The organism is Altererythrobacter ishigakiensis (assembly GCF_001663155.1).
Classification (GTDB): Bacteria; Pseudomonadota; Alphaproteobacteria; order Sphingomonadales; family Sphingomonadaceae; genus Erythrobacter; species Erythrobacter ishigakiensis.
This window is the reverse complement of the sequence record NZ_CP015963.1, coordinates 2,210,709-2,232,077: the sequence shown is the minus strand read 5'-3', so window position 1 is coordinate 2,232,077 and position 21,369 is coordinate 2,210,709. Positions and strand designations below refer to the sequence as shown.

The 21,369-nt window shown below is 58.2% G+C and carries 20 protein-coding genes; 11 read left to right on the top strand and 9 right to left on the bottom strand.

The features are described from left to right. Window positions 1–80: 80 nt before the first annotated feature. Window positions 81–1,904: a DUF885 domain-containing protein gene (locus A6F69_RS10685; RefSeq protein WP_067601039.1), complete on the bottom strand. Its 1,824-nt coding sequence runs from the start codon at window positions 1,902–1,904 to the stop codon at window positions 81–83. A 97-nt stretch (window positions 1,905–2,001) separates the two neighbouring features. On the opposite strand from A6F69_RS10685, the gene A6F69_RS10680 reads away from it, so the two are divergent. Next, complete coding sequence (locus tag A6F69_RS10680) at window positions 2,002–2,211, top strand: hypothetical protein (protein ID WP_067601036.1); 210 nt, start codon at window positions 2,002–2,004, stop codon at window positions 2,209–2,211. A gap of 6 nt (window positions 2,212–2,217) precedes the next feature. On the opposite strand, the gene A6F69_RS10675 is transcribed toward A6F69_RS10680, so the two are convergent. Together A6F69_RS10675 and A6F69_RS10670 are read right to left on the bottom strand one after the other, a co-directional pair. Next, the gene (locus tag A6F69_RS10675) at window positions 2,218–2,886 is read right to left on the bottom strand and encodes an energy transducer TonB (protein WP_067601033.1); all 669 of its coding nucleotides are present in this window, start codon (window positions 2,884–2,886) and stop codon (window positions 2,218–2,220) included. A 207-nt stretch (window positions 2,887–3,093) separates the two neighbouring features. Beyond that, complete coding sequence (locus A6F69_RS10670) at window positions 3,094–3,750, bottom strand: alpha/beta hydrolase (protein WP_067601030.1); 657 nt, start codon at window positions 3,748–3,750, stop codon at window positions 3,094–3,096. A 186-nt stretch (window positions 3,751–3,936) separates the two neighbouring features. On the opposite strand from A6F69_RS10670, the gene A6F69_RS10665 reads away from it, so the two are divergent. The 6 genes from A6F69_RS10665 (at window position 3,937) to parC (ending at window position 12,331) form a co-directional block, all read left to right on the top strand. Then, window positions 3,937–4,875, top strand: a complete 939-nt coding sequence (locus A6F69_RS10665) for a cysteine desulfurase family protein (protein ID WP_245638329.1) — start codon at window positions 3,937–3,939, stop codon at window positions 4,873–4,875. Beyond that, the gene (locus A6F69_RS10660; protein ID WP_067601024.1) at window positions 4,872–5,948 is read left to right on the top strand and encodes a cysteine desulfurase family protein; all 1,077 of its coding nucleotides are present in this window, start codon (window positions 4,872–4,874) and stop codon (window positions 5,946–5,948) included. The genes A6F69_RS10665 and A6F69_RS10660 overlap by 4 nt, the downstream gene beginning before the upstream one ends. A gap of 2 nt (window positions 5,949–5,950) precedes the next feature. Continuing rightward, the gene (locus A6F69_RS10655) at window positions 5,951–6,280 is read left to right on the top strand and encodes a 2Fe-2S iron-sulfur cluster-binding protein (RefSeq protein WP_067602959.1); all 330 of its coding nucleotides are present in this window, start codon (window positions 5,951–5,953) and stop codon (window positions 6,278–6,280) included. 69 nt (window positions 6,281–6,349) lie between these two features. Continuing rightward, window positions 6,350–7,546, top strand: coding sequence for a pyrophosphate--fructose-6-phosphate 1-phosphotransferase (locus tag A6F69_RS10650; protein WP_067601021.1), 1,197 nt, complete (start codon window positions 6,350–6,352; stop codon window positions 7,544–7,546). Between the two features lie 108 nt (window positions 7,547–7,654). After that, window positions 7,655–9,904, top strand: coding sequence for a copper-transporting P-type ATPase (locus A6F69_RS10645; protein WP_083984776.1), 2,250 nt, complete (start codon window positions 7,655–7,657; stop codon window positions 9,902–9,904). Window positions 9,905–10,006: 102 nt separating this feature from the next. Then, on the top strand, window positions 10,007–12,331 hold the full coding sequence (gene parC / locus A6F69_RS10640) for a DNA topoisomerase IV subunit A (protein WP_067601017.1): 2,325 nt from the start codon (window positions 10,007–10,009) through the stop codon (window positions 12,329–12,331). Window positions 12,332–12,406: 75 nt separating this feature from the next. Here parC and A6F69_RS10635 read toward each other — a convergent pair whose 3' ends face one another. The 6 genes from A6F69_RS10635 to A6F69_RS10610 all read right to left on the bottom strand — a co-directional run bounded on the left by A6F69_RS10635 (window position 12,407) and on the right by A6F69_RS10610 (window position 17,287). Further along, window positions 12,407–12,985 carry a hypothetical protein gene (locus A6F69_RS10635; protein ID WP_067601014.1) on the bottom strand — a complete coding sequence of 193 codons (579 nt, stop codon included), beginning with the start codon at window positions 12,983–12,985 and terminating at the stop codon, window positions 12,407–12,409. A gap of 226 nt (window positions 12,986–13,211) precedes the next feature. Next, window positions 13,212–14,387, bottom strand: a complete 1,176-nt coding sequence (locus A6F69_RS10630) for a CCA tRNA nucleotidyltransferase (RefSeq protein WP_144573593.1) — start codon at window positions 14,385–14,387, stop codon at window positions 13,212–13,214. After that, on the bottom strand, window positions 14,377–14,985 hold the full coding sequence (locus A6F69_RS10625; RefSeq protein WP_067601011.1) for a CoA pyrophosphatase: 609 nt from the start codon (window positions 14,983–14,985) through the stop codon (window positions 14,377–14,379). The genes A6F69_RS10630 and A6F69_RS10625 overlap by 11 nt, the downstream gene beginning before the upstream one ends. Beyond that, complete coding sequence (locus tag A6F69_RS10620; protein WP_067602952.1) at window positions 14,982–15,530, bottom strand: DUF1285 domain-containing protein; 549 nt, start codon at window positions 15,528–15,530, stop codon at window positions 14,982–14,984. Before A6F69_RS10620 ends, A6F69_RS10625 begins: the two co-directional genes overlap by 4 nt. Window positions 15,531–15,557: 27 nt before the next feature. Next, window positions 15,558–16,064 (bottom strand): GNAT family N-acetyltransferase, encoded by a 507-nt coding sequence (locus A6F69_RS10615; RefSeq protein ID WP_067601008.1) that lies wholly within the window; start codon window positions 16,062–16,064, stop codon window positions 15,558–15,560. Between the two features lie 65 nt (window positions 16,065–16,129). After that, window positions 16,130–17,287, bottom strand: a complete 1,158-nt coding sequence (locus A6F69_RS10610; RefSeq protein WP_067601006.1) for a PQQ-dependent sugar dehydrogenase — start codon at window positions 17,285–17,287, stop codon at window positions 16,130–16,132. A 10-nt stretch (window positions 17,288–17,297) separates the two neighbouring features. Here A6F69_RS10610 and A6F69_RS10605 point away from each other — a divergent pair, with 10 nt between their 5' ends. From A6F69_RS10605 to folP, 4 genes are all read left to right on the top strand, one after another. Beyond that, complete coding sequence (locus A6F69_RS10605; RefSeq protein ID WP_245638234.1) at window positions 17,298–17,912, top strand: ribonuclease HII; 615 nt, start codon at window positions 17,298–17,300, stop codon at window positions 17,910–17,912. A 27-nt stretch (window positions 17,913–17,939) separates the two neighbouring features. Next, complete coding sequence (locus A6F69_RS10600; protein ID WP_067601000.1) at window positions 17,940–18,866, top strand: calcium/sodium antiporter; 927 nt, start codon at window positions 17,940–17,942, stop codon at window positions 18,864–18,866. A 226-nt stretch (window positions 18,867–19,092) separates the two neighbouring features. Beyond that, window positions 19,093–20,229: a site-specific DNA-methyltransferase gene (locus A6F69_RS10595; protein ID WP_067600997.1), complete on the top strand. Its 1,137-nt coding sequence runs from the start codon at window positions 19,093–19,095 to the stop codon at window positions 20,227–20,229. Next, entirely contained in the window at window positions 20,230–21,345 is a 1,116-nt protein-coding gene (gene folP / locus A6F69_RS10590) for a dihydropteroate synthase (protein ID WP_067600994.1), read from the top strand. It begins immediately after the preceding gene. The last annotated feature ends 24 nt before the right edge of the window (window positions 21,346–21,369 follow it).

Genomic DNA, 21,369 nt, shown 5'->3' with positions numbered 1-21,369 from the left:
CTCAGCCTCCATTGGGTGAGCGCTTAGACGAAAACGCAATTATATTACAGAGAGCAATAAGCAGATTACCTAAGATTTGATCAGCTTGATGCTCCCTCGATGAAGCGGTCGACGTTCTTGGCCAGCACATCGAGCGGTGCATTCCCGCCAAGAATAACCGCGTCGTTGAAAGTTTTGAAATCATAGGCGTCACCCAGCGCCGTTTGTGCCCTGCTGCGCTGCCGGACAATTTCGCTGTGACCAATTTTGTAGCTGCAAGCCTGACCAGCCCAGCTGCAATAGCGGTCAACTTCGCTCGCGACTTCTTCTTCTTTCGAGCCATTGCGTTCGACAAAGAACCGGCGCGCTTCCTCGCGCGTCCATCGTTTGGCATGAAGGCCGGTGTCGACTACCAGACGGCAGGCGCGGAATGCCAGCGATTGCAGATAGCCGAGGCGTCCGACCTTGAATTCGTCATAGGCGCCCAGTTCATCCGCAAGTTGCTCCCCGTAGAGTGCCCAGCCTTCGCTGAATGCGCCGAATGCCAGGATCGAACGGATTAGTGGTAGCCGGTTCGAGTATTCGCCTTCCCAAACATGGCCCGGGATAGACTCGTGGAAGGTCAAATCAGGCAAGTCATATTTCCGGTGCAGATCTGTAGTGCGGAGATTGATCCAGAAGCGCCCCGGTATCGTGCCATCCTTGCTGCCCGCGCCGCCGTAAGCACCTGGTGCGCCAAGCTCTTCGCCCACTGGGATCCGCCGTACCTCCATATTCGGGTCGACAAGAGTGTTGAATGCGCGCGGCATTTGCGCCTTGATCCAATCGATCCTCTCATCAATGAAGGCAAAAATTTCCTCGCGGCCCGGATCGCCCGGTGCAAATTTATAGCGGGGGTCTTCAGACAAAGCCTGCATCCGTTCGCCGACACTGCCTTGTGTATAGCCGATTTCCTTCAGGATCGGGTCCATGCGTCCATGCAAATCGTCAAGCTCGGCCAGGCCTTGCTCATGAATCTGATCAGGCGTCATGTCTGTGGTAGTCGAAGCCTTGAGCGACCATGCATACCATTCATCACCGTCAGGCTGTGCCCACATGCCGGCATCGGACCCGGCCTGAGTGCGCATGGAATTAAGCTCGTCAAGTTGGCGCTGGAGTGCCGGGATCACACCGTCGGTAACAAGTCCGCGCACAGGCTCAATCTGTGTCTGCGCCGTTTCAACTTCAGAGCGAACAAGTGGGCCGAGGTAGGTGGTCTCAGCTGATGCCACTGCCTGTTCCATCTGGGTAATCGCCTTGTCCAGCAGGAAATCAGGTGGGATCAGGCCGTGGGACCTTGCCTGCTGAATGCGGGCGAGCTCGCCATCAAGCTGAGCAGGGAAACTCTCAATGCGCGCCGCATATGCATCGACATCGCTGGGCTCGTTCATCGGATGGCTAAAGTCCATGAAACGAGGCATGTCGATGTATGACCCGACATTCTGAATCACCACATAGGGCGTGTTGCGCCAGCTGCCGACGGCGACATCGCCATATGGCAAGGCAAAGCCCTCTAGCGCCGTTGAGTAAGCGCTTTCGACCACGTCAAAGCCGGTCAATTGGTCTGCAGTCATGCCGTCACGGGGATAAGCGCGAATGTCTTCAAGATCCGCCTCTAACTGCGCGGCGTAGGCGGCTTGTCCATCAGGAGACTTGTCGGTCAGCTGAGATCTGAGCGAAGCATAATCGCCCGTATCAACGCCCAGTCCGGTCGCCCGTTCTGGCTCGTGGGCAAGAAGGTTGTAGGCCACCTTGTCCAGCATCTCGTCCGGCGAAAGGTCGGGCGCGGCTTGCATCCGGCACGCAGGCAACATGGCAATCAAGGATGCGCCGGCAGCACCCTTTAAGGCATTGCGGCGGGTGAGCGTTATCTTGTCGGTGATCATGAGGGCGGTGTGCGCGGAGCAGTCTGCCAAGTCAATCGTGCTGGCCTTGCGCTCTTACATAAATCTACTAACGGGTAACCCAAGGAGATCAAATCAGATGAATGCGGTGCTTTCGATCGTGATGTTGGCAGCTGGCGCATTGATCGTGGGCGCCTTTATCTTGTGGCGCAAAGGCGTGCCCGCCAAGCAACCGGCGCTAATGCTGCTCCTGGCAGTGATTGCGATAGTCAACGTACTGATCTGGACGCTGCCCGGATCGGGCGGAGAGGCTCCGCTCGATCAGGTGCAACGGGCCAATACGGAGTGATCGGGCCTATTCCGGCAATTCCCATGAGATCGCGCTTGAATACGTGCTGCTGACGGACTGGCCGGTTGGATCTTTGGCTGGATTGAAGCGTGCGCGCTTGGCGATCAGGTTGCATGTCGCCTGATCGAGTGCTTCGTGTCCGGTAGATCGGGTAATCCGGCAATCTGTGACCCTCCCTCGCGCACTCACTTGTAGTTCGAACCGCGCGACGCCTGTCCATTCGCGATTGATCCATACGGTTCTATAGTCGCTGGTTGTGACCCAACTGCCGGGATTGTTGCGTGGTGTTGCCACTGCTGGCTTGATCGCGCCCAGCGACGGACCTTTGTCAATTTCTGGCAGGACAATTCGTGACAATCCCGCGTCGATAGGTGGCAACTCGATGACTGTGTTTGATAGCTTTACATTAGTAGGAATATCTATCACCGGATCAGGCGTGACGATCTGCGAGATCGGATTGTCGACGGGCGTTTCTGGTTTGACCTCGTCAGGTGGCGGGGGTGGAAGGTCGATCTCTATATTCCGTCCTTCAAAGGCTTTTTGCTCGGGCGGAATGATGATGTCTTTGACCGCTAATCCTGAGATGAAGATTGCACCTAAAGCGGCGGGCAGGACAATCGCGCCGACTAAGCCTGCGCTGCGTTCCTTCAAGCTCTTTTGATCTGCAAATGCCATAAACTCGGCTCCTCTCTTTCCAAAAAGGTGCCGCGATGGGGCTTTTTTGCCAGATTAGTGAACCTTACGCGGCACCCTGAAATTAATGTTACAACATTACATAAACAGAGGCAAGATATGCTTCGCTCATGCGCAAGAACGCGCCTAACGTTCTGAAAATCATGAAAGTTAAGAGAGGGTGGGGTCAGATATGATTGACCCCAAAGATCACTTAATCGGACAATCGGGGTCGAGTCGGAAGTCGAGATAATTGTCCACTGACGCCATCAGATCTTCGAGTTCGTTTTCGAAGAAGTGGTTCGCACGTGGGATCTCTTCATGATGAATTGTGATGTGCTTTTGCGTGCGCAGCTTGTCGACCAGCTTCTGGACAGCGGAAGGTTGCACCACTGTATCCGCAGCGCCCTGAATGAAGATGCCGCTGGCTGGGCAGGGTGCGAGGAAGCTGAAGTCATACATGTTGGCTGGCGGCGCGACCGAGATGAAGCCGCGCACTTCCGGGCGGCGCATCAAGAGCTGCATGCCGATTAGCGCGCCAAAGCTGTATCCGGCGACCCAAGTGGTCTGTGCTTCAGGGTGGATTGACTGGACCCAGTCCAATGCCGATGCCGCGTCGGACAGCTCGCCGATACCATTGTCGAAGCTGCCCTGGCTGCGGCCGACGCCGCGAAAGTTGAAACGCAGTGTAGCAAAGCCGCGATCGACGAAGGTCTTGTACATCCGTTGGACGATGCGATCATTCATCGTGCCGCCGCCTTCGGGATGCGGATGCAGGATCATGGCAACCGGCGCGCGCGGACGCGGCGGCGGAGAAAAACGACCTTCAAGGCGACCCTCTGGGCCGGGAAAGATGACTGATGGCATCGAATGAACCTTATGAAATGAGTTAAGCCAAGTACCGGCTGGCACCGGCTTTCGAGTGCTCTATAGTGCGGCGCGTAACATTCTGCAATTTTTTAAGAATCATTCGCAATAAGGCCTCATTTGAAACCTCGTATATATCTCGATCACGCCGCGACCAGCCCGCTGCGCCCTGAAGCCAAAGCGGCGATGGATGAGGGATTTCGCATTTGGGCAAACCCGTCATCTCCGCATGCTGAAGGGCGCAAAGCAAAGGCTGCGCTGGAAGACGCGCGCGAGCGGATCAAGTGCGCGCTCGGGTTGGGCCAAGGAGCAAAAAACTACGAACTGATCTTCACCAGCGGCGCGAGTGAGGCGCTGTGGATCGCGCTCAACCGCGCGAAGGCAACCCGTCGGATCGTCAGCGCGGTTGAACACGACGCTGTGTTCCGCGTAGCGCTGGATGCGGAGCAGTTTTCAGACGAGAGCACATTTGACGCGAACTGCATCCTAGCGATCCAGCATGTGAACTCGGAAACGGGCGTGATCAATCCGGTGGATCAAATGGTCGAGACAGTCCGAGAGATCGGGGCATTGGTGCTGTCCGATTGCGCACAAAGTGCGGGCAAACTCGCGCTTCCAGATGCTGATATGCTTGTCGTTTCTGCCCACAAGTTTGGAGGGCCGATTGGTATCGGTGCGCTGTTGGTCCGGGATTACAATTTGCTGGAGCCCATCGGCGGGCATGAGCGCGGATATCGGCAGGGTACTGAAAACATGCCTGCAGCATTGGGAATGGCTGCGGCGCTCGAAGCGGGCGAGTGGGGAACAACGCCTGCCGATCGGGCAGAGTTTGCGCATTGCCTCGGAGAGGACGTACTGCGTTTTGGCGACCAGAACGACTACATCTTCGCGGTGAAGCATTCGTCTATGTCTGCTCAGGCGCTGCTTATCCGCCTCGATGCGATGGGTTGTGCGGTATCCGCTGGAAGCGCTTGTTCATCCGGCACGCTCAAGAAAAGCCGTGTGCTCGACGCATTTGGTGTGTCAGATGAAGTGGCTGCGCGGACGATCCGGGTCAGCATCGGCTGGAACACGACGCCGGAGGATTTGGACAGGTTTGCCGACGCCTGGAGTTCGCTCAAATGATCTACTTGGATTATCAAGCGACCACCCCCCTCGCGCCTGAAGCGCGCGACGCGATGCTGCGTTGGCTCGACGGGCCGGATGGCACTGGCTTCGGCAATCCACACAGCGCGCACCGCATGGGCCGTATGGCGGCAGCCGCGATCGAAGCCGCACGGGACAAGATTGCCGCGCTGTTTCCTCCGGGCGGCAAAGTGATCTTCACCGGCGGCGCAACCGAAGCGATAAACCTCGCGATCCGCGGCTCAGGTAATGGCGGCACCGTATCCTATTCCGCGATTGAGCACTCGGCAGTCGGGGATACGGCCAAAGCGGCTGGCAAATCGCACATCCTCAATGTCGGCCATGACGGCCAGTGCAACGCCAATCAGGACTTGCCAGCAGACACGCGGTTGGTTGCGGTGATGCAGGTCAACAATGAGATCGGCGTGATCCAGCCAACGGTGGAATGGCACCGCAGGGCCAAGGAGGCGAACGCACTCTATCTGTGCGATGCGGTGCAAGCTTACGGCAAGATGCAAGTCACCTCTGCGGACATGATCGCTGTCAGTGCACACAAGTTCCACGGCCCCAAAGGGATTGGCTCGCTGTGGGTGCGCGACGGGGTTGAACTCACTGAGATACAAACGGGCGGGGGGCAGGAGCATGATTTGCGCTCTGGCACCTTGTCGCCCGCGCTGATCGCAGGTTTCGGCGCAGCAGCCGAGCTCGCGTCAGAACGCATGGCAGAAGATGCGGCACATGTGGAAGCGCTGTGGAACCGTGCGCGCGAGTTGTTCGCCGACTGGACACTTAACGGCAGTGCAGAGGCGCGCTGGCACGGCAATCTCAATATCCGCCGCGACGGGCTGGATGTTGCCCGGGTGATGTCAGACGTGCGCGATGTTATGTTTAGCGCGGGTTCTGCGTGCGCCAGCGGTTCTGGCCGGCCCAGCCACGTATTGAAAGCTATCGGACTTTCGGACGCCGAAGCGAAATCCTCTATCCGGCTAGGTTTCGGGCGCTATACAACGCTCGAAGAGATTGAAATCGCAGCGAATAAGATCAACGCTGCTGCGAAGGAGCAAGGACTTTGAGCATCAAACTGCGTTTCACCGATAGCCAGGGCAATGTGACCGAGGGCGAAGGCGAAGTGGGCCAGTCTTTGCTTGAAGTCGGTCAAGCGCTGGGCATGCCACTGGAGGGCACATGCGAGGGCCAGATGGCCTGCTCAACCTGCCATGTCGTGGTTGATGCCGAATGGTTCGATAAGCTGCCGGAGGCAAGCGAAGAAGAGGAAGACATGCTCGATTTCGCCGCCGGGGTGCGCCGCACAAGCCGCCTTTCCTGTCAGATCGATCTGACTGAAGAGCTCGACGGCCTCAGCGTCACCGTTCCCGCCGAAGCGCATGATATGCGCCGGATGTAAGCGCCTTCTATCCAGTTGGCATCGTATTCAGTCTAGCCGAGCGCGCGCTGAATTGGCAGAACCCAAGCCATGACCAAAACCGTTGCCATGTTGACCGCTGGCGGGCTGGCGCCGTGTCTTTCCTCTGCCGTCGGCGGTTTGATCGAGCGCTACACCGAGGTGGCGCGTGATCACCGCATCATCGCGTACCGCAATGGCTATGCTGGCCTGCTGAAGGGCGAATATGTCGAAGTGAGCGACAAGGTTCGCGAGACGGCGGGGCGATTGCACGCATTTGGCGGCAGCCCGATTGGCAACAGCCGGGTCAAGCTGACCAATGTTGCCGATTGCGAGAAGCGCGGCCTGGTGAAACCGGGACAGAACCCGCTGCAGGTTGCGGCTGAGCAGTTGACCCGCGATGGCGTCGATATCCTGCACACGATTGGCGGGGATGACACCAATACGGCGGCGGCGGATTTGGCCGCTTACTTATGCGACAATGGATATCCGCTAACGGTGGTGGGCCTGCCCAAGACAATCGACAATGACGTGATCCCGATCAAACAGTCATTGGGCGCGTGGACGGCGGCAGAGCAGGGCGCGGTCTATGCGCGCAATATCATCGCCGAACATTCCGCCAACCCGCGTATGCTGATCATTCATGAGGTGATGGGCAGACATTGCGGCTGGCTGACGGCGGCAACTGCTGACGCGCACCATCGCTGGGTGAAGTCTGCGCCCTTTGCCGAATGGCCAGAGAATGCCGCCGCGCGCTGGGATGTGCACGGTGTGTTCGTGCCTGAGCGTCCGTTTGACATCGCTGCCGAGGCGAAGCGCTTGCGCGCGACCATGGACGCGCAGGACGGGGTGAACCTGTTCATTTCAGAAGGCGCCGGCGTGGCCGAGATTGTCGCCGCGATGGAGGCGGCGGGCGAGGAAGTGCCGCGCGATCCATTCGGCCATGTAAAGCTCGACAAGATCAATCCGGGGCAATGGTTTGGAGAGCGCTTTGCCGAGGAAATCGGCGCGGAAAAGGTGCTGGTGCAAAAGAGCGGCTACTTCTCGCGCTCGGCCCCCGCGAATGCCGTCGATCTAGAGCTGATCAAGGCGTGCACAGACTATGCCGTCGAAGCGGCGCTGCGCGGCGAACCCGGCGTGATCGGTCAGGACGAAGAACGCGGCGATGAAATGCGCGCGATCGAGTTTGAGCGGATCAAGGGCGGCAAGACTTTCGACACAACACTGCCTTGGTTTGCCGAGCTGCTGCGCGATCTGGGGCAGGATTGACCACTGGGCTACTGAGAGGGAAACTCTGGCTTGAATGCATGAATGTCAGCTAACGACCCATTTGCGGACATTGGCGCATCTGCAGGGTGACATGTATATTGCGCTGCCATGAGCACAAACTCCGATCATAGCGGGTCAGGCCATCACAACCATGCCTGTCACCATGGCGAACACCTTGCCGGGGATGGAGAGCCTCCTCGCGACGGCCAATACGACCATGTTCCTTCGGACCATGCGGGAGCCGTCTACACCTGTCCAATGCATCCCAACGTGCGACAGACGCAGCCCGGTTCATGCCCAATCTGCGGGATGGCTCTCGAACTGGAATCGGCAGCCTATGCTGAAGAAGGTCCGAACCCGGAATTAGTTGATTTCACCCGCCGGTTCTGGATTGGCGCAGTCCTAACCTTGCCTGTCTTGCTGATCGCCATGGGGCCGATGATCGGCCTGGGCGTGATCCGCGAAGCAATCGGTCAAGGGCGGGCACAATGGATGGAATTGGTCTTGGCCACGCCGGTGGTGCTGTGGTGTGGCTGGCCGTTCGTCGAGAGAGGCTGGAAATCCTTCGCATCGTGGAACCTCAATATGTTCTCGCTGATCGCAATGGGCGTTGTGGCCTCATGGCTGTTCAGCGTAGCGGCGGTTTTCGCGCCTGATGTTTTCCCGGTAGGCTTCCGCGACATGCACGGACATGTTCCGGTCTATTTCGAAGCGGCGGCTGTAATCGTTGTGCTTGTGCTGCTTGGGCAGGTGATGGAACTTCGGGCGCGCGAGGGGACTGGCAAGGCGATCCGGGCACTGCTCGATCTTGGTGCCAAGACTGCGCGCATCATCCGCGAGGATGGCAGTGAGGAAGAGATTCCGCTTGAAGATATACAGGTCGGCGATCGGTTGCGCGTGCGGCCGGGAGAAAAGGTGCCGGTCGACGGAGAAGTGATCGAGGGCCGTTCATCGGTCGATGAAAGCATGATCACCGGCGAACCAGTTCCCGTCGAGAAAACCAGAGGCGATCCGGCTACTGGTGCAACAATCAACGGCACGGGAAGCCTTGTCATCGAAGCACAGCGGGTCGGCGCGGACACGATGCTAAGCCAGATTGTCCAAATGGTCGCAAAGGCGCAGCGATCGCGCGCTCCCATTCAGAAATACGCCGACAAGGTAGCCGGATGGTTTGTTCCTGCAGTGATCGGGGGCGCTGTTATTGCCTTTGTTTGCTGGGCAATTCTCGGACCAGATCCCGCGCTGTCCTATGCGCTTATAGCGGCTGTTTCCGTACTGATCATTGCGTGTCCTTGTGCCCTGGGGCTCGCGACACCCATGTCGATCATGACTGCGACAGGAAGGGGTGCACAGTCAGGCGTACTCATCAAGAATGCCGAGGCGCTTGAACGCTTTGAGACGATAGATACGTTGATCGTCGACAAGACCGGAACCTTGACGGAAGGCAAGCCGCGCCTTGTTGCAGTCATGCCCGAAGAAGGTCGTACTGAAGATGAGTTGCTGCGGGTTGCTGCGACGCTGGAGCGCGGTTCGGAACACCCGCTTGCCGAAGCCATCGTGAGCGGCGCACAAGATCGCGACTTGCCGCTATCAGACACAGTAGAATTCGAGGCAGTGACCGGCAAAGGCGTAAAGGGCGTGGTCGAAGGGCGGCAAGTGGTACTCGGCAATGCAGCACTGATGGAGGACTTAGGCCTCGAACCTGGAGGGCTGGCAGAGGTAGCCGGAGAGCGCCGAGATGAAGGCGAAACAGTCATGTTTGTGGCCATCGGCGATGCGCTGGCGGGAATGGTCAGCGTCGCGGATCCGATAAAGGAGACGACCCCTGATGCTTTGGCGGCGCTGCACAAGCTGGGCTTCCGCATCATTATGGCCACCGGCGATCATGAACGCTCTGCGCGAGCGATTGCAAAGCGCCTCGGTATTGATGAGGTGCGCGCAGATGTGTTGCCGGAAGACAAGGCGCGCATAATTCGCGATTTGCAGCAGCAAGGAAGCAAGGTTGCCATGGCGGGTGATGGCGTGAATGACGCACCTGCTCTAGCGCAGGCTGATGTTGGCATTGCCATGGGAACAGGTGCGGATGTTGCGATAGAAAGCGCTGGAATCACTCTGGTCAGGGGCAATCTCGATGGCATCGTTCGGGCACGGAAACTCACGCTGGCAACGATGCGCAATATTCGCCAGAATCTGTTCTTTGCCCTCTTCTACAATGCGCTTGGCGTGCCAGTGGCGGCGGGTATTCTCTACCCTGTGATGGGTATCCTGATCAGCCCAATGTTTGCTGCTTTTGCGATGAGCGCGTCCTCAATCTCGGTTGTGACCAATTCTCTTCGGCTAAGGAGCGTAGATATTTGAGCGCAGGTAATGCCCGCGTTCCACCCCATCTCCTGACATTCCGACCATTCCTGTGGAAATGCCTCTCCCCCTAGTCCACGCGCATTGCTAAGCGGATGAGCAATGGCTGACGTTACTGAAATTCCCGATTCCGATCCGTTCGATGCGATTGTCGACGCACCGTTCGATTCCGCGCTGGAAGAGCGCTATCTGGTCTATGCTCTGTCGACGATCACCGCGCGCTCGTTGCCCGATCTGCGCGACGGGTTGAAGCCCGTCCACCGCCGCTTGCTGTGGGCGATGCGGCAGTTGAAGCTTGATCCCAATTCCGCCTTCAAGAAGTCCGCCCGCGTCGTGGGTGACGTGATCGGTAAATACCACCCGCATGGCGATGCCAGTGTTTATGACGCGATGGTGCGTCTGGCTCAGGATTTTGCCCTGCGTTATCCGCTGGTCGAGGGGCAGGGGAACTTCGGCAATATCGATGGCGATAATGCCGCCGCCTATCGCTACACCGAAGCGCGCCTGACCAAGACGGCGCTGCAGCTGATGGCGGGGCTGGATGAAGGCACCGTCGATTTCATCCCGACCTATAACGGTGAGGAACAGGAGCCGGAGATTTTTCCCGGCCTGTTCCCCAATCTGCTCGCCAATGGTGCCAGCGGGATCGCCGTGGGCATGGCGACCAATATTCCCTCACACAATGTCGCGGAAGTGATCGACGCCACGTTGGAGCTGATCGACAATCCGCATGTCGAACATTCGCGGTTGATGGAGCTGTTCCAGGGGCCGGATTTCGCCACTGGCGGACAGATCATCGACAGCCATGAGGTTATCTCGCACGCCTATGAGACAGGGCGCGGATCATTCCGTGTGCGCGGCGTTTTCCATGCGGCAGAGGCTGAAAAGGCGGAAGACAGGGAAGCAGGGATTGAGCGGCTGGGCGGTGGCCAATGGCAGCTCGTTATCTCCGAAATCCCTTATCAGGTTCAGAAGGGCAAACTGATCGAACAGATCGCGCAGGCGATCGCTGACAAGAAGCTGCCGATCCTCGACGATGTACGCGACGAGTCTGACGAACAAATCCGCATTGTGCTGGTCCCGCGCAGCCGCAATGTTGATCCGGAACTTCTCAAGGAGTCAGTCTTCAAACTGACCGATCTTGAGACCCGCTTTGGCCTAAATTTGAATGTCCTCGACGCCAATCGCACGCCGATGGTCATGGGACTGAAGGAACTGTTGCAGAACTGGGTCGCGAGCCAGATCGAGATACTTCAGCGCCGCAGCCAGCACCGGCTAGACCAGATCGCGCGGCGGCTGGAACTGGTTGAAGGATACATCATCGCTTTCCTCAACCTCGACCGCGTGATCGAGATCATCCGTTACGAGGATGATCCGAAGGCAGTCATGATGGAGGAGTTCAAACTGACCGACCGTCAGGCCGAAGCGATCCTGAACATGCGTCTGCGCTCACTTCGCAAGCTCGAAGAAATGCAGCTGCGCGATGAGAAGGACAAGCTGCTTGAAGAACAGGATGAGCTCGAAAAGCTGCTCGGTTCGCCCGCGCGCCAGCGCACCCGGTTGAAGCGTGATCTGAAGGCGCTGCAGAAGGAATACGGCCTCGATACGGACTTGGGCGCGCGCCGCACCAAGATCGAAGAGACTGAGCCAGCTGTCGAATTCAGCATGGATGCGATGATCGAGAAAGAGCCGGTCACCGTAATCCTGTCCAAGAAGGGCTGGATTCGCGCGGCCAAAGGGCACGTCCCGCTGGATCAGGAATTTAAGTACAAGGAAGGCGATGAGCTTGCCTTCATCGTCCACGCGCAAACCACTGACAAAATCCTGATCGCAGCGGAGAATGGACGCTTCTACACGCTGGGCGTGGACAAATTGCCCGGCGCGAGGGGATTTGGTGAGCCTGTGCAGTCGATGGTCGATCTGGAAGCGGAGACCGGCATTGCCGGGATGCTGGTGCATCGTCCGAAAGGGCGGCTGCTTCTCGCGTCCAGTATTGGCAAGGGGTTTGTCGCCGAAGAGGCGGAACTGCTCGCCGAGACGCGCAAGGGGCGCCAGGTGGTAAACCTGAAGGGTGATGCGCGGCTGCAGGTCATGCGCGAGATTCCAGAAGGGCATGATCACGTCGCGTGCGTCGGCGAAAACCGCAAGCTGGTCGTATTCAACCTTGAGGAAATGCCGGTCATGGCGCGCGGACAGGGCGTTATGCTGCAGCGATATCGCGATGGGGGATTGTCCGATGCGACCACCTTTGTGCTTGCCGATGGGCTTAGCTGGCAGATGGGTGGGAAGGGTGACCGCACCCGCACTGAAAACGAAATATGGCAGTGGAAGGTTGCGCGCGGCGCGGCTGGGCGCTTGCCGCCGCAGGGTTTCCCGAAGGACAATCGCTTCGGCATGCTGCCAGACAAGATCGAAAAAGAAGCCTGAGCTCCATAGCAAAGGGCCGCGGATGCGCGAACATCCACGGCCCTCAAACGCCCAAGTGGCGATTGTTTGTGGGGCTTACTCAGCCGAAGTTGCGATTTCTGCGCCTTCAGGAATGGCCACGGTTGCACCGTCAAGCTGCGCTACGGTGAACAGCGCCATCAGCGCTCCATTTGCATCGACTGCGAAGTGCTCGCGCTTAAGCGTTACAACGCCGCCTTCGCGCTCAACAACGACAGCGTCCATTTCGTTGTCGATCGTTGCGACTACGCCAGCTGGCTGAGCATCAGCTGAGAGAACTGCTGCACCTGCGACCAACGCGGCGTCCACTTTCGCAGCCATCTCTGCAGCGGCTTTCGCCTGCGCTTCTGCCGCGGCTGCTTTCGCCTGCTCGTCAGCTGCCTTTAGCTGCGCATAAACAGCGTCGCGTGTAGCATTCAGCGTTGGGCCGTTCTCGCCCTGTCCGAAGATATTAAGCGGCAGCGGCGCGGTGAATTCGCCGACCTTGATCACGGCTGTTGTGCCGTCATTGCTTTCGACAGTGCCGATGGGCTGACCATCATTGCCATAAACGGTTGCGCCTACATCCTGAGCGTGCGCGACAACCGGGGTTGCGGCGAGGGCAACTGCAGCGAGGGCAAGCTTTGCAATCTTCATGAATTCTTCTCCGTTTAATCATTTTAACAGCGCCGCGTGCCGGAAATCCCGCAGCGCCGACGACCGATCCAAATATTTCGGAAGACTGGAAAGTGGCCAGTATCCCTTCGAGCAGCCCATATTTATGAGCGCGACGGGCGCGCCCTATAGCCATAAGCATAACGGCAACGCAACCCGCTCGTTTATTAGCCGCCTAATATGAAGCTTCACTGAAGGAAATGTTGCGTTAGCGAAGAAGTTCCCGGTCAAGCAGTTCGAGAACGCGCTCTCGGCCGGGAAAGCCTTCTGCCAACCATGCATCCTCGACGGCACGCAAAGTAGCGGCCACCTTGGGGCCAGCGGTTACACCGCGCGCTACAATTTCACCGCCCTTTAAAGGCAATTGTGGTGTCTCCCAGCCTTTTAACGGCGAGATGTCGCCTCCCTGCAGCAAGACGCGATCAGTCGCGACCGGCAAGGTTTCGCGATATGCCAAGGCGCGGGGGTTGTTCACATCCTCGGGCTTGCGTTCTGCGACGGAGACCAGATGCGCGCGCTGTGCACGTGACAGGCGCAGGCGCGCCGCGACGGTTTGTGCAACTTCGGTCAGCGCGGGCAGTAAGGCGCCCATCCGTCGCATTGGCTCAGCCGAAACGCCTTGTTCCTTTTCTGTGGCGATGACTTGCTCAAGTAGTGCGATTTGCGAAGGACAGGTTTCAGGCAAGATCTGCTGCAACACGCCCAGCTTTCTCATTCGGTGGACAGTCGGATGCGGATCAGGCAGCGATAAAAGGGATATCAGCTCGGCGGCGATGCGTTCACGGCTTATTCCTTTGAGCGTAGATGCGAGTTCGCTACAGGCTTCCTCTGCTTCTTCATCCAGTTCCGAGCCGAACCGAGCCTGGAAGCGGAAGTAACGAAGGATGCGCAAGTGATCTTCACGAATGCGCGTACGGGCATCGCCGATAAACCGTACTTTTTGCGCCTCGAGATCTGCGAGTCCGCTAAAGAAGTCGGTGATTTCCAGCGTTTCCGGATGTGCGTAAAGCGCGTTGATAGTGAAGTCGCGCCGCGCGGCGTCATCTTCCCAGTCCGTCGCGAAGGAAACTGTCGCACGCCTTCCATCGGTTGAGACATCATGGCGAAGCGTAGTTATCTCCACTGGGCCGCACTTGAGGATGGCAGTTATCGTTCCATGCTCAATCCCTGTTGGGACCGTGCGGATTTCCGCATTTCGGCACAGTTCGATGACACTGTCAGGATGATGCAGCGTAGCGCAATCGACATCATTGACCTCCGTACCCAGCAAACTGTCGCGGATCGCGCCGCCGACCCAGCGAATATTGTCTGCACCCAGTGCATCCGTCAGCTTGCGCAAACCTTCACGCTTGGTCCATGCAGCATCGGACAGCTTAGCGAACAATGGTGAGCTCCTCTGCCGCAATCCGGCGTGCAAGGTTGGCAATAATCGCTGCTGTCACGCCCCATATCCTGAAACCGTTGTAATGCAGTTCTAGATAGCTGCGCATGGCGCCACGCCAAAATACTTCGTGCTTTTCCCAATGATCACGCTGAAGCAGATACTCTAGCGGAGCTTCGAACCAGGCCTCGACTTCAGTGGGGCTGGGCGTGAGATCAAGGTCGGGCGGTACGACGGCAAGCACAGGTGTGACGTCAAATCCTGTGCCGGTCTGATATCGATCAGTCGTGCCAATGACGCGCACCAGATCGCGCGGCATGGCCAATTCTTCTTCAGCTTCACGCAAGGCAGCTGTGATCGCGTCTTCACCTGGGTCTACCTTGCCCCCGGGGAATGCGACCTGACCGGGATGATCGCGCATGTCCTGCGGTCGCTGTGTGAGAATGACACCGGGTTCGGGTCGATCAGTCACAGCGATCAAGACTGCCGCTTCGGCAGTGCGGCTGGCATCAGCAAAGCGGGCATCGGTGAGCAAGTCGGGGACTTCGTGTGCGTGGCCGCGTTCATATGCAGCCGACAGATGATCGAACAGCGCGCTCATTGAGGCAGCAACGAGAATGTCTCGCCCATGCTGCTGACTGTCCAGTCATCGCCTTCGTTGAGGGCGATATCGGCCAACTGCTGGTAAGTGCTGCGATTGAGCCGCGCTTCGCAGCCGCGCCGCACTTGCAGATACAGCGCAGGCGTGTCTGCATCGCCCGCCGCGCGCAATCGGTTCTCCGGCCCGGCGATCACCAGCTCATCTGTGTTCAATCGGAAAGCGAGCCCTTCATCGCGGCGTGCCACGTCAACCGCAATGAACGCTGCATCTTCGACTTCAATGGCTGATTTCTCGAACGGCGTGACCAGCCAATGATGGCCTGCATCATCGCGTTTCAGCAGGCCGGCGAACGCGCGCACCATGGCTTGGCGCCGGATTGGATCGCCTTGATGAAACCAAGTGCCATCGGCTGCAATCCGCATGAAGCTGTCTGTTACTTGCTGCGGATCCCAGCTTTCGACTGGAGGCAGTTTGCGCGCAGCAACTTGCTCGGCGATTTCCGCCAGACTTAGCTGCGCAAGATGGGGAGGTGGCTCGTAAGGCATTTCTACTTGCTGAATTGCCAGAAACACTCACCCATTCCAAGGCCCCAGCATGCCTTCGCGCAGAAGAACAGCCGGATTGTCGCATCGCACAAGCAAGCGCTCAGGTTCCCACGGGCCGGGGCATCGCCAGCCCGATGTCGGCGCTGCGCTGAATCCCCAACGACCGTAATAAGACTCATCTCCGATCAGGACTTGCGGAAAGCTCGCCTTGGGATCGAGCGAACCAAGCGCCGCCGAGATCAGTGCTTGACCATAGCCTTCACCTTGCTGTTCAGGCAGCACGGCGACCGGCCCAACCATCAGCAGGGGATGCGCGCGGCCATCCGGATCGGTCAAGGCAACGGGCCAGAGCTGGATCGTTCCGACCAGCATGTCGTCATCGTCAAGCGCCGCAAAGCTCAACGCTTCCAACCATTCCATTCCTGTGCGGATGCGATAGGCGGTGCGCGCATACCTCTCTGGCCCAAAGGCACGATCAAGCACTTGCTCGATCATGTCGGGCTCGACATTGGACAGGGGAATGATGCTCGCCATGCGGCAGCGCGATTAATGTTTGTGCTGCCCCATGTCGATGCAAATTGTGATTGGCTGCGAAGTGCTTATTGTGCCGAGAGCTTGAGCAGACGCGCGTTTTCGCCGTCTTCAAGCACCCAGAGCGAACCGTCCGCCGCTTCATCGATCGAGCGGATTCGCCCGCCGACCTCATAGCGTGCAGCCTCGCTTGCCTTGTCGTCATCAATCTCTACGCGCACAATTGCATTGGCGGTCAAGCCAGCGATCAAAGCATTGCCTTTCCATGCGCCGAACATTTCACCGCGGTAGAAGATCATGTCGCCCGGGCCGATGACCGGGGTCCAATGGATTGCAGGCTTGTTAAAGCCGTCGTCTTCGGTGTGATCGGGGATATCATCACCATTATAGTGTTCACCGTAGGAACGGGTTGGCCAGCCATAGTTGGCACCCTGTTCGACTAGATTAAGCTCGTCACCACCTGCCGGCCCGTGCTCGATATCCCACAGGCGTCCATCTGCATCGAAGTCGAAACCCAGCGGGTTGCGGTGACCGTATGACCAGATCTGCGCAGTCACACCGCCTTGATCGGCCAATGGATTGCCTGCAGCGGGCGTGCCATCCAGATTGAGACGTACGATCGTACCTAGATTGTTGCTGGTGTCTTGTGCCGGTTCCAGCTCCTGCCGGTCACCTGACGTGACAAACATGTACTGCTCGTCGGGCGAGAAGCGAATGCGGTGCGAATAGTGACCGCGCCGGCCGGTCTTGGGCGTCTGACGCCAAACGACTTCAAGACCCTCGATTGCGCAATCTGCCTCTGCAGCGCAGTTGATTGTGCCTCTGCCGACCACGGCTCCGCGATTTCCTGCAGACCCTGCTTCGGCCCAGCTCAGATAGATTGCGCGTTCACCCACGTTGTCGGCAGCCTCGCTGGGCAGGAATGCCACGTCACCCAGGCCGCCTTGACCACCATAGTCGACCTCTGGAGCGCCGGTTACAGTAAACTCGCGACCCGTAGTCGTATCGTAGCCTAGAATCTCGCCAGTCTTCTGAGTGATAATCAGTGTTTCCGTGCCTGGCACAAACGCTGCAGCCCAAGGCTCGGCATAGGTCCCCATTTCCTCAATCTTAAGCGTTGGCTCAGCTTCTGCAGCCTCTGTGTCCACATTTGCAGTGGCGCTGCAGCTTGCGAGCAGAATGGAGGCGGGGAATAGTGCGGGTGAGTATTTCGAAATCATGGTCATGTCCTCTGCAATGCGCGAAAACAAACTTAGTGCCCGCAAATTTGTCGTCGGAGTGGACGAGGCTGGTCGCGGACCGCTGGCAGGTCCCGTGGTAGCCGCGGCAGTCGCGCTTGGCGAGGGCTACCCGCACGGTCTGGACGATTCCAAGAAACTTTCGGCTAAACGGCGCAGGGAACTCGATGAAGCGATACGGCAAACCTGCACGTGGGGGCTGGGTGTTGTTGAACCAGTAGAGATCGATCGGATCAATATCCTTCAGGCGACTATGCGCGCGATGACGCTTGCGGTCACTCAATTGGTTGAGAAGCTTGGCGATGAGCCAGAAGTGGTGCTGATTGACGGTAACCTCTCACCGCATGGTCGCTGTGCCGATTGGCGTTGGCCAGACGCCCGCTCGATCATTGGCGGTGACGCTCTGGAGCCGGTAATCTCCGCAGCTTCCATCATTGCAAAGGAATGGCGCGACCGGATGATGTGCGAGGCAGCCGAGGCGCATCCGCACTACGGATGGGAGCGGAACAAAGGCTATGGAACCGCCGAGCATATGGAAGCGTTGCGGATCCATGGACCATCCCCGCTCCATCGTCAGTCTTTTGCGCCGGTTGCGCAATTGGTGCTTCTATAGCACGCGAATTCGTTTAAGCGCTCAGCCATGATTGAAGCGATCCTGTATAGTCTGGCGGGCCTAGTAGGTCTCGCAGTCGGTGGCGAACTGTTGGTGCGCGGTTCTGTCAGCATCGCCCAGCGATTGGGCGTTTCCAATCTTGTAACGGGACTGGTGATCGTTGGTTTCGCAACTTCGATGCCTGAAATGGTGGCGAGCATAGAGGCCGCCCTGGCCGGATCGCCGGGCATTGCATGGGGCAATGTGGTAGGATCGAACCTTGCCAATACGCTGTTGATTCTGGGTGCAACTGCACTGGTCATGCCGATTGCGCTGTCGGGGACGGGGCGGCGGGATGCGATCGTCGCTCTGGTTGCATCGCTGGGCCTATGGGCGCTTACCGCTGCTCAAATAGGTTCGATTTGGGTGGGTATCGGGCTGCTGTTGGGTATCCTCGCTTATATCTTTTGGCGCTATAATCATCCGCACTCGGATGTCGGGGATGATGAGGATGAGCCCGAAGCGCAAACAGCACTTACGTTCTCTATCGTGTTGTTTCTCGGAGGGTTGGGCCTGCTTGTCTTTGGTGGTCAGTTGCTTGTGTCCGGTGCGATAGACATGGCGCGCATCTTTGGTGTGTCAGAAACTGCGATCGGCTTGACGGTTGTTGCAATCGGCACTTCGTTGCCCGAATTGGCGGCTTCGATAGCGGCTGCGGTGCGCGGGAAGCCAGGGCTCGCAATCGGGAATGTGGTAGGCTCCAATATCTATAATATTCTCTTGATCGGAGGCGTCACGATGACGATCGCGCCCTTCGCTATCCCTGCAGATTTGCTGACGTACGAACTGGCACTCTTGGCATTGAGCGCGGTGGCGTTCCTTGCTTTGGTAGCGCGTGCCAAGCAGATCGGTCGTGCGATGGGGGCGATCCTGCTGATCGCATTCACAGCCAACATCGTTATCGCGTTCTCCTGACAAACAATCTGAGAATTGAGTCTTCCACGCAACACACCACGATATTGAGTCCTCTAAAAGCCATCAGACTCAATATCTTGTGCGGGACTCTTTTTGTTCCGTGATAGCTAACGCAGAATTAACCATAACCGCTTATCTCTTTGTGCTTGACCCAGAGTCCAAAGGGACTCACCCTGTGGATAACTTTGCTTGGCGTGCGCGTCGGGTCTGAAATGAGGGGTGAAATATGGCGGTCCTGGAGACCACGAAAACGCGCGTTTCGCGCGCGAAGAGCGTTGCTGTTGCCAAAGCTGATTTGCCGTTGGGGCGGATCCTTGACGGCGATTGCATCGAAGCGATGCGCAGCTTGCCGGACAATTCGGTCGACTGCGTGTTTGCAGACCCGCCGTACAACCTGCAGCTGGGCGGCGATCTCAATCGCCCTGACGGCAGCCAGGTTGATGCTGTCACCGATCATTGGGACCAGTTCGACAGTTTCCGTATCTATGACGAATTTACGCGCGACTGGCTGACTGAAGCGCGCCGCGTCCTCAAACCCGATGGCTCACTGTGGGTGATCGGCAGCTATCACAACATCTACCGCGTCGGCTCGATCTTGCAGGATCTGGGCTTCTGGATCTTGAACGACATCGTATGGCGCAAGACCAACCCGATGCCGAATTTCAAAGGCACGCGTTTCACGAATGCGCATGAGACGCTGCTGTGGTGTTCGCAGGGCGAGAAGGCGAAGTACCACTTCAATTATCGCGCGATGAAGACGCTCAATGATGAGCTGCAAATGCGCAGCGACTGGGTGCTGCCGATCTGCTCCGGCGGCGAGCGTTTGAAGGAAGGCGGCACCAAGGTGCACCCGACGCAGAAGCCCGAAGCGCTGCTGTACCGCGTACTTCTCGCGACGACAGAAAAGGGCGACGTTGTGCTCGACCCCTTCTTTGGGACTGGTACCACTGGCGCGGTTGCAAAACGTCTCGGCCGCGAATGGATCGGTTGTGAGCGAGAGAATGTGTATCGCGATGCTGCGTACAAGCGCATTGCCAAGGAATTGCCGCTCGATGAAAGCGCGATCGAAACCATGCAGAGCAAGAAGAGCGCACCACGCGTCGCGTTCGGCGCGCTGGTCGAGAATGGCTTTATCAAGCCGGGCACAGAAGTGTTTGACAAGAAACGCCGCTGGATCGCGACGGTCCGCGCGGATGGCTCGCTAGCTTATGAGAAGCAGGTGGGGTCAATCCACGGTCTTGGCAAAGAGTTGCAGGGGGCACCCAGCTGCAACGGCTGGACGTTCTGGCATTATGAGGCGGATGGTGACGTGAAGCCCATCGATGCCGCGCGTCAGGACTATCTGCTCGCGACAGAGGATTGATTGACAGACCGCATCTACATCCGCCCGATTGGTTTTGCGCCGGGGCCGCAGCATGAGGGTGGCAAGACCATCCGTCTTGCGGGCGGCATGGTCTATGCACATCGCTTTGCAGTCATTCTGCGACAGGATGGCAAGGTCACTGGGCGCTGGATGTGCGATACCGACACAATCGGAGAGGTGCTGGCCGGGTTGCCGGCAAGCGTGTCTGACGAAGCGCAGGCCCAGCTTGCGAATTTGACGCTGAAACATCCTCCGCTTGAACTTGGTTCGCGGACCATCCGCTTGGATCAGCCGCAGGTGATGGGCATTCTCAACGTCACGCCGGACAGTTTCAGTGATGGCGGCGAGTTTCTCGATGATCCTGATACGGGGCGGGCCCATGCATCTGCGATGCTTGAAGCGGGCGCGGCTATCATCGACATTGGCGGCGAAAGCACGCGCCCGGGTGCCGCCGCGACTTGGGAAGGCGATGAGAAGGAGCGCGTCCTTCCCGCTATCGAGTATTGCAGCGCGATGGGTGCCGCGATCAGCGTGGATACGCGCCGCGCCGGCGTGCTTGAAGCAACGCTTGAGGCGGGTGCGCACATCGCAAATGACGTGTCTGGAATGCGACACGATCCGCGCAGCCTGCCGCTGGCCGCAAAGGCTGGTTGCCCTGTGATTCTGATGCATGCACCTGGCGACGGCGAGGATCTGCACAGCAACGGCGAGTACGAGAGTGTTGTATTCGATGTATTCGACGCACTGAAGGAGCGTCGCGATGCCGCGGTGGCTGCGGGAATCTTGCGTGCCAATATCATCCTTGATCCCGGCATCGGATTTGGAAAGTCACTGGCGGACAATCTCGCGATCCTGAATGCACTGCCGATGTACCATGCGCTGGGGCAGCCGTTGCTCTTGGGCGCAAGCCGGAAGCGAATGATCGGCGCTCTCTCGAATGAGGCGGCGGCCCATGAGAGGCTGGGTGGCTCAATCGCGCTCGCCATGGCAGGAATGAATGCGGGCGTACAGCTGCTTAGAGTGCATGATGTTGCCGAGACCGTGCAGGCGCGCAACGTATGGCGAGGCCTTCGCGATGCAGCGTTAACCGACTTTGCGGAAATACCGGGAGACTGACGCGGCTTCTTGAATCGGTCACAG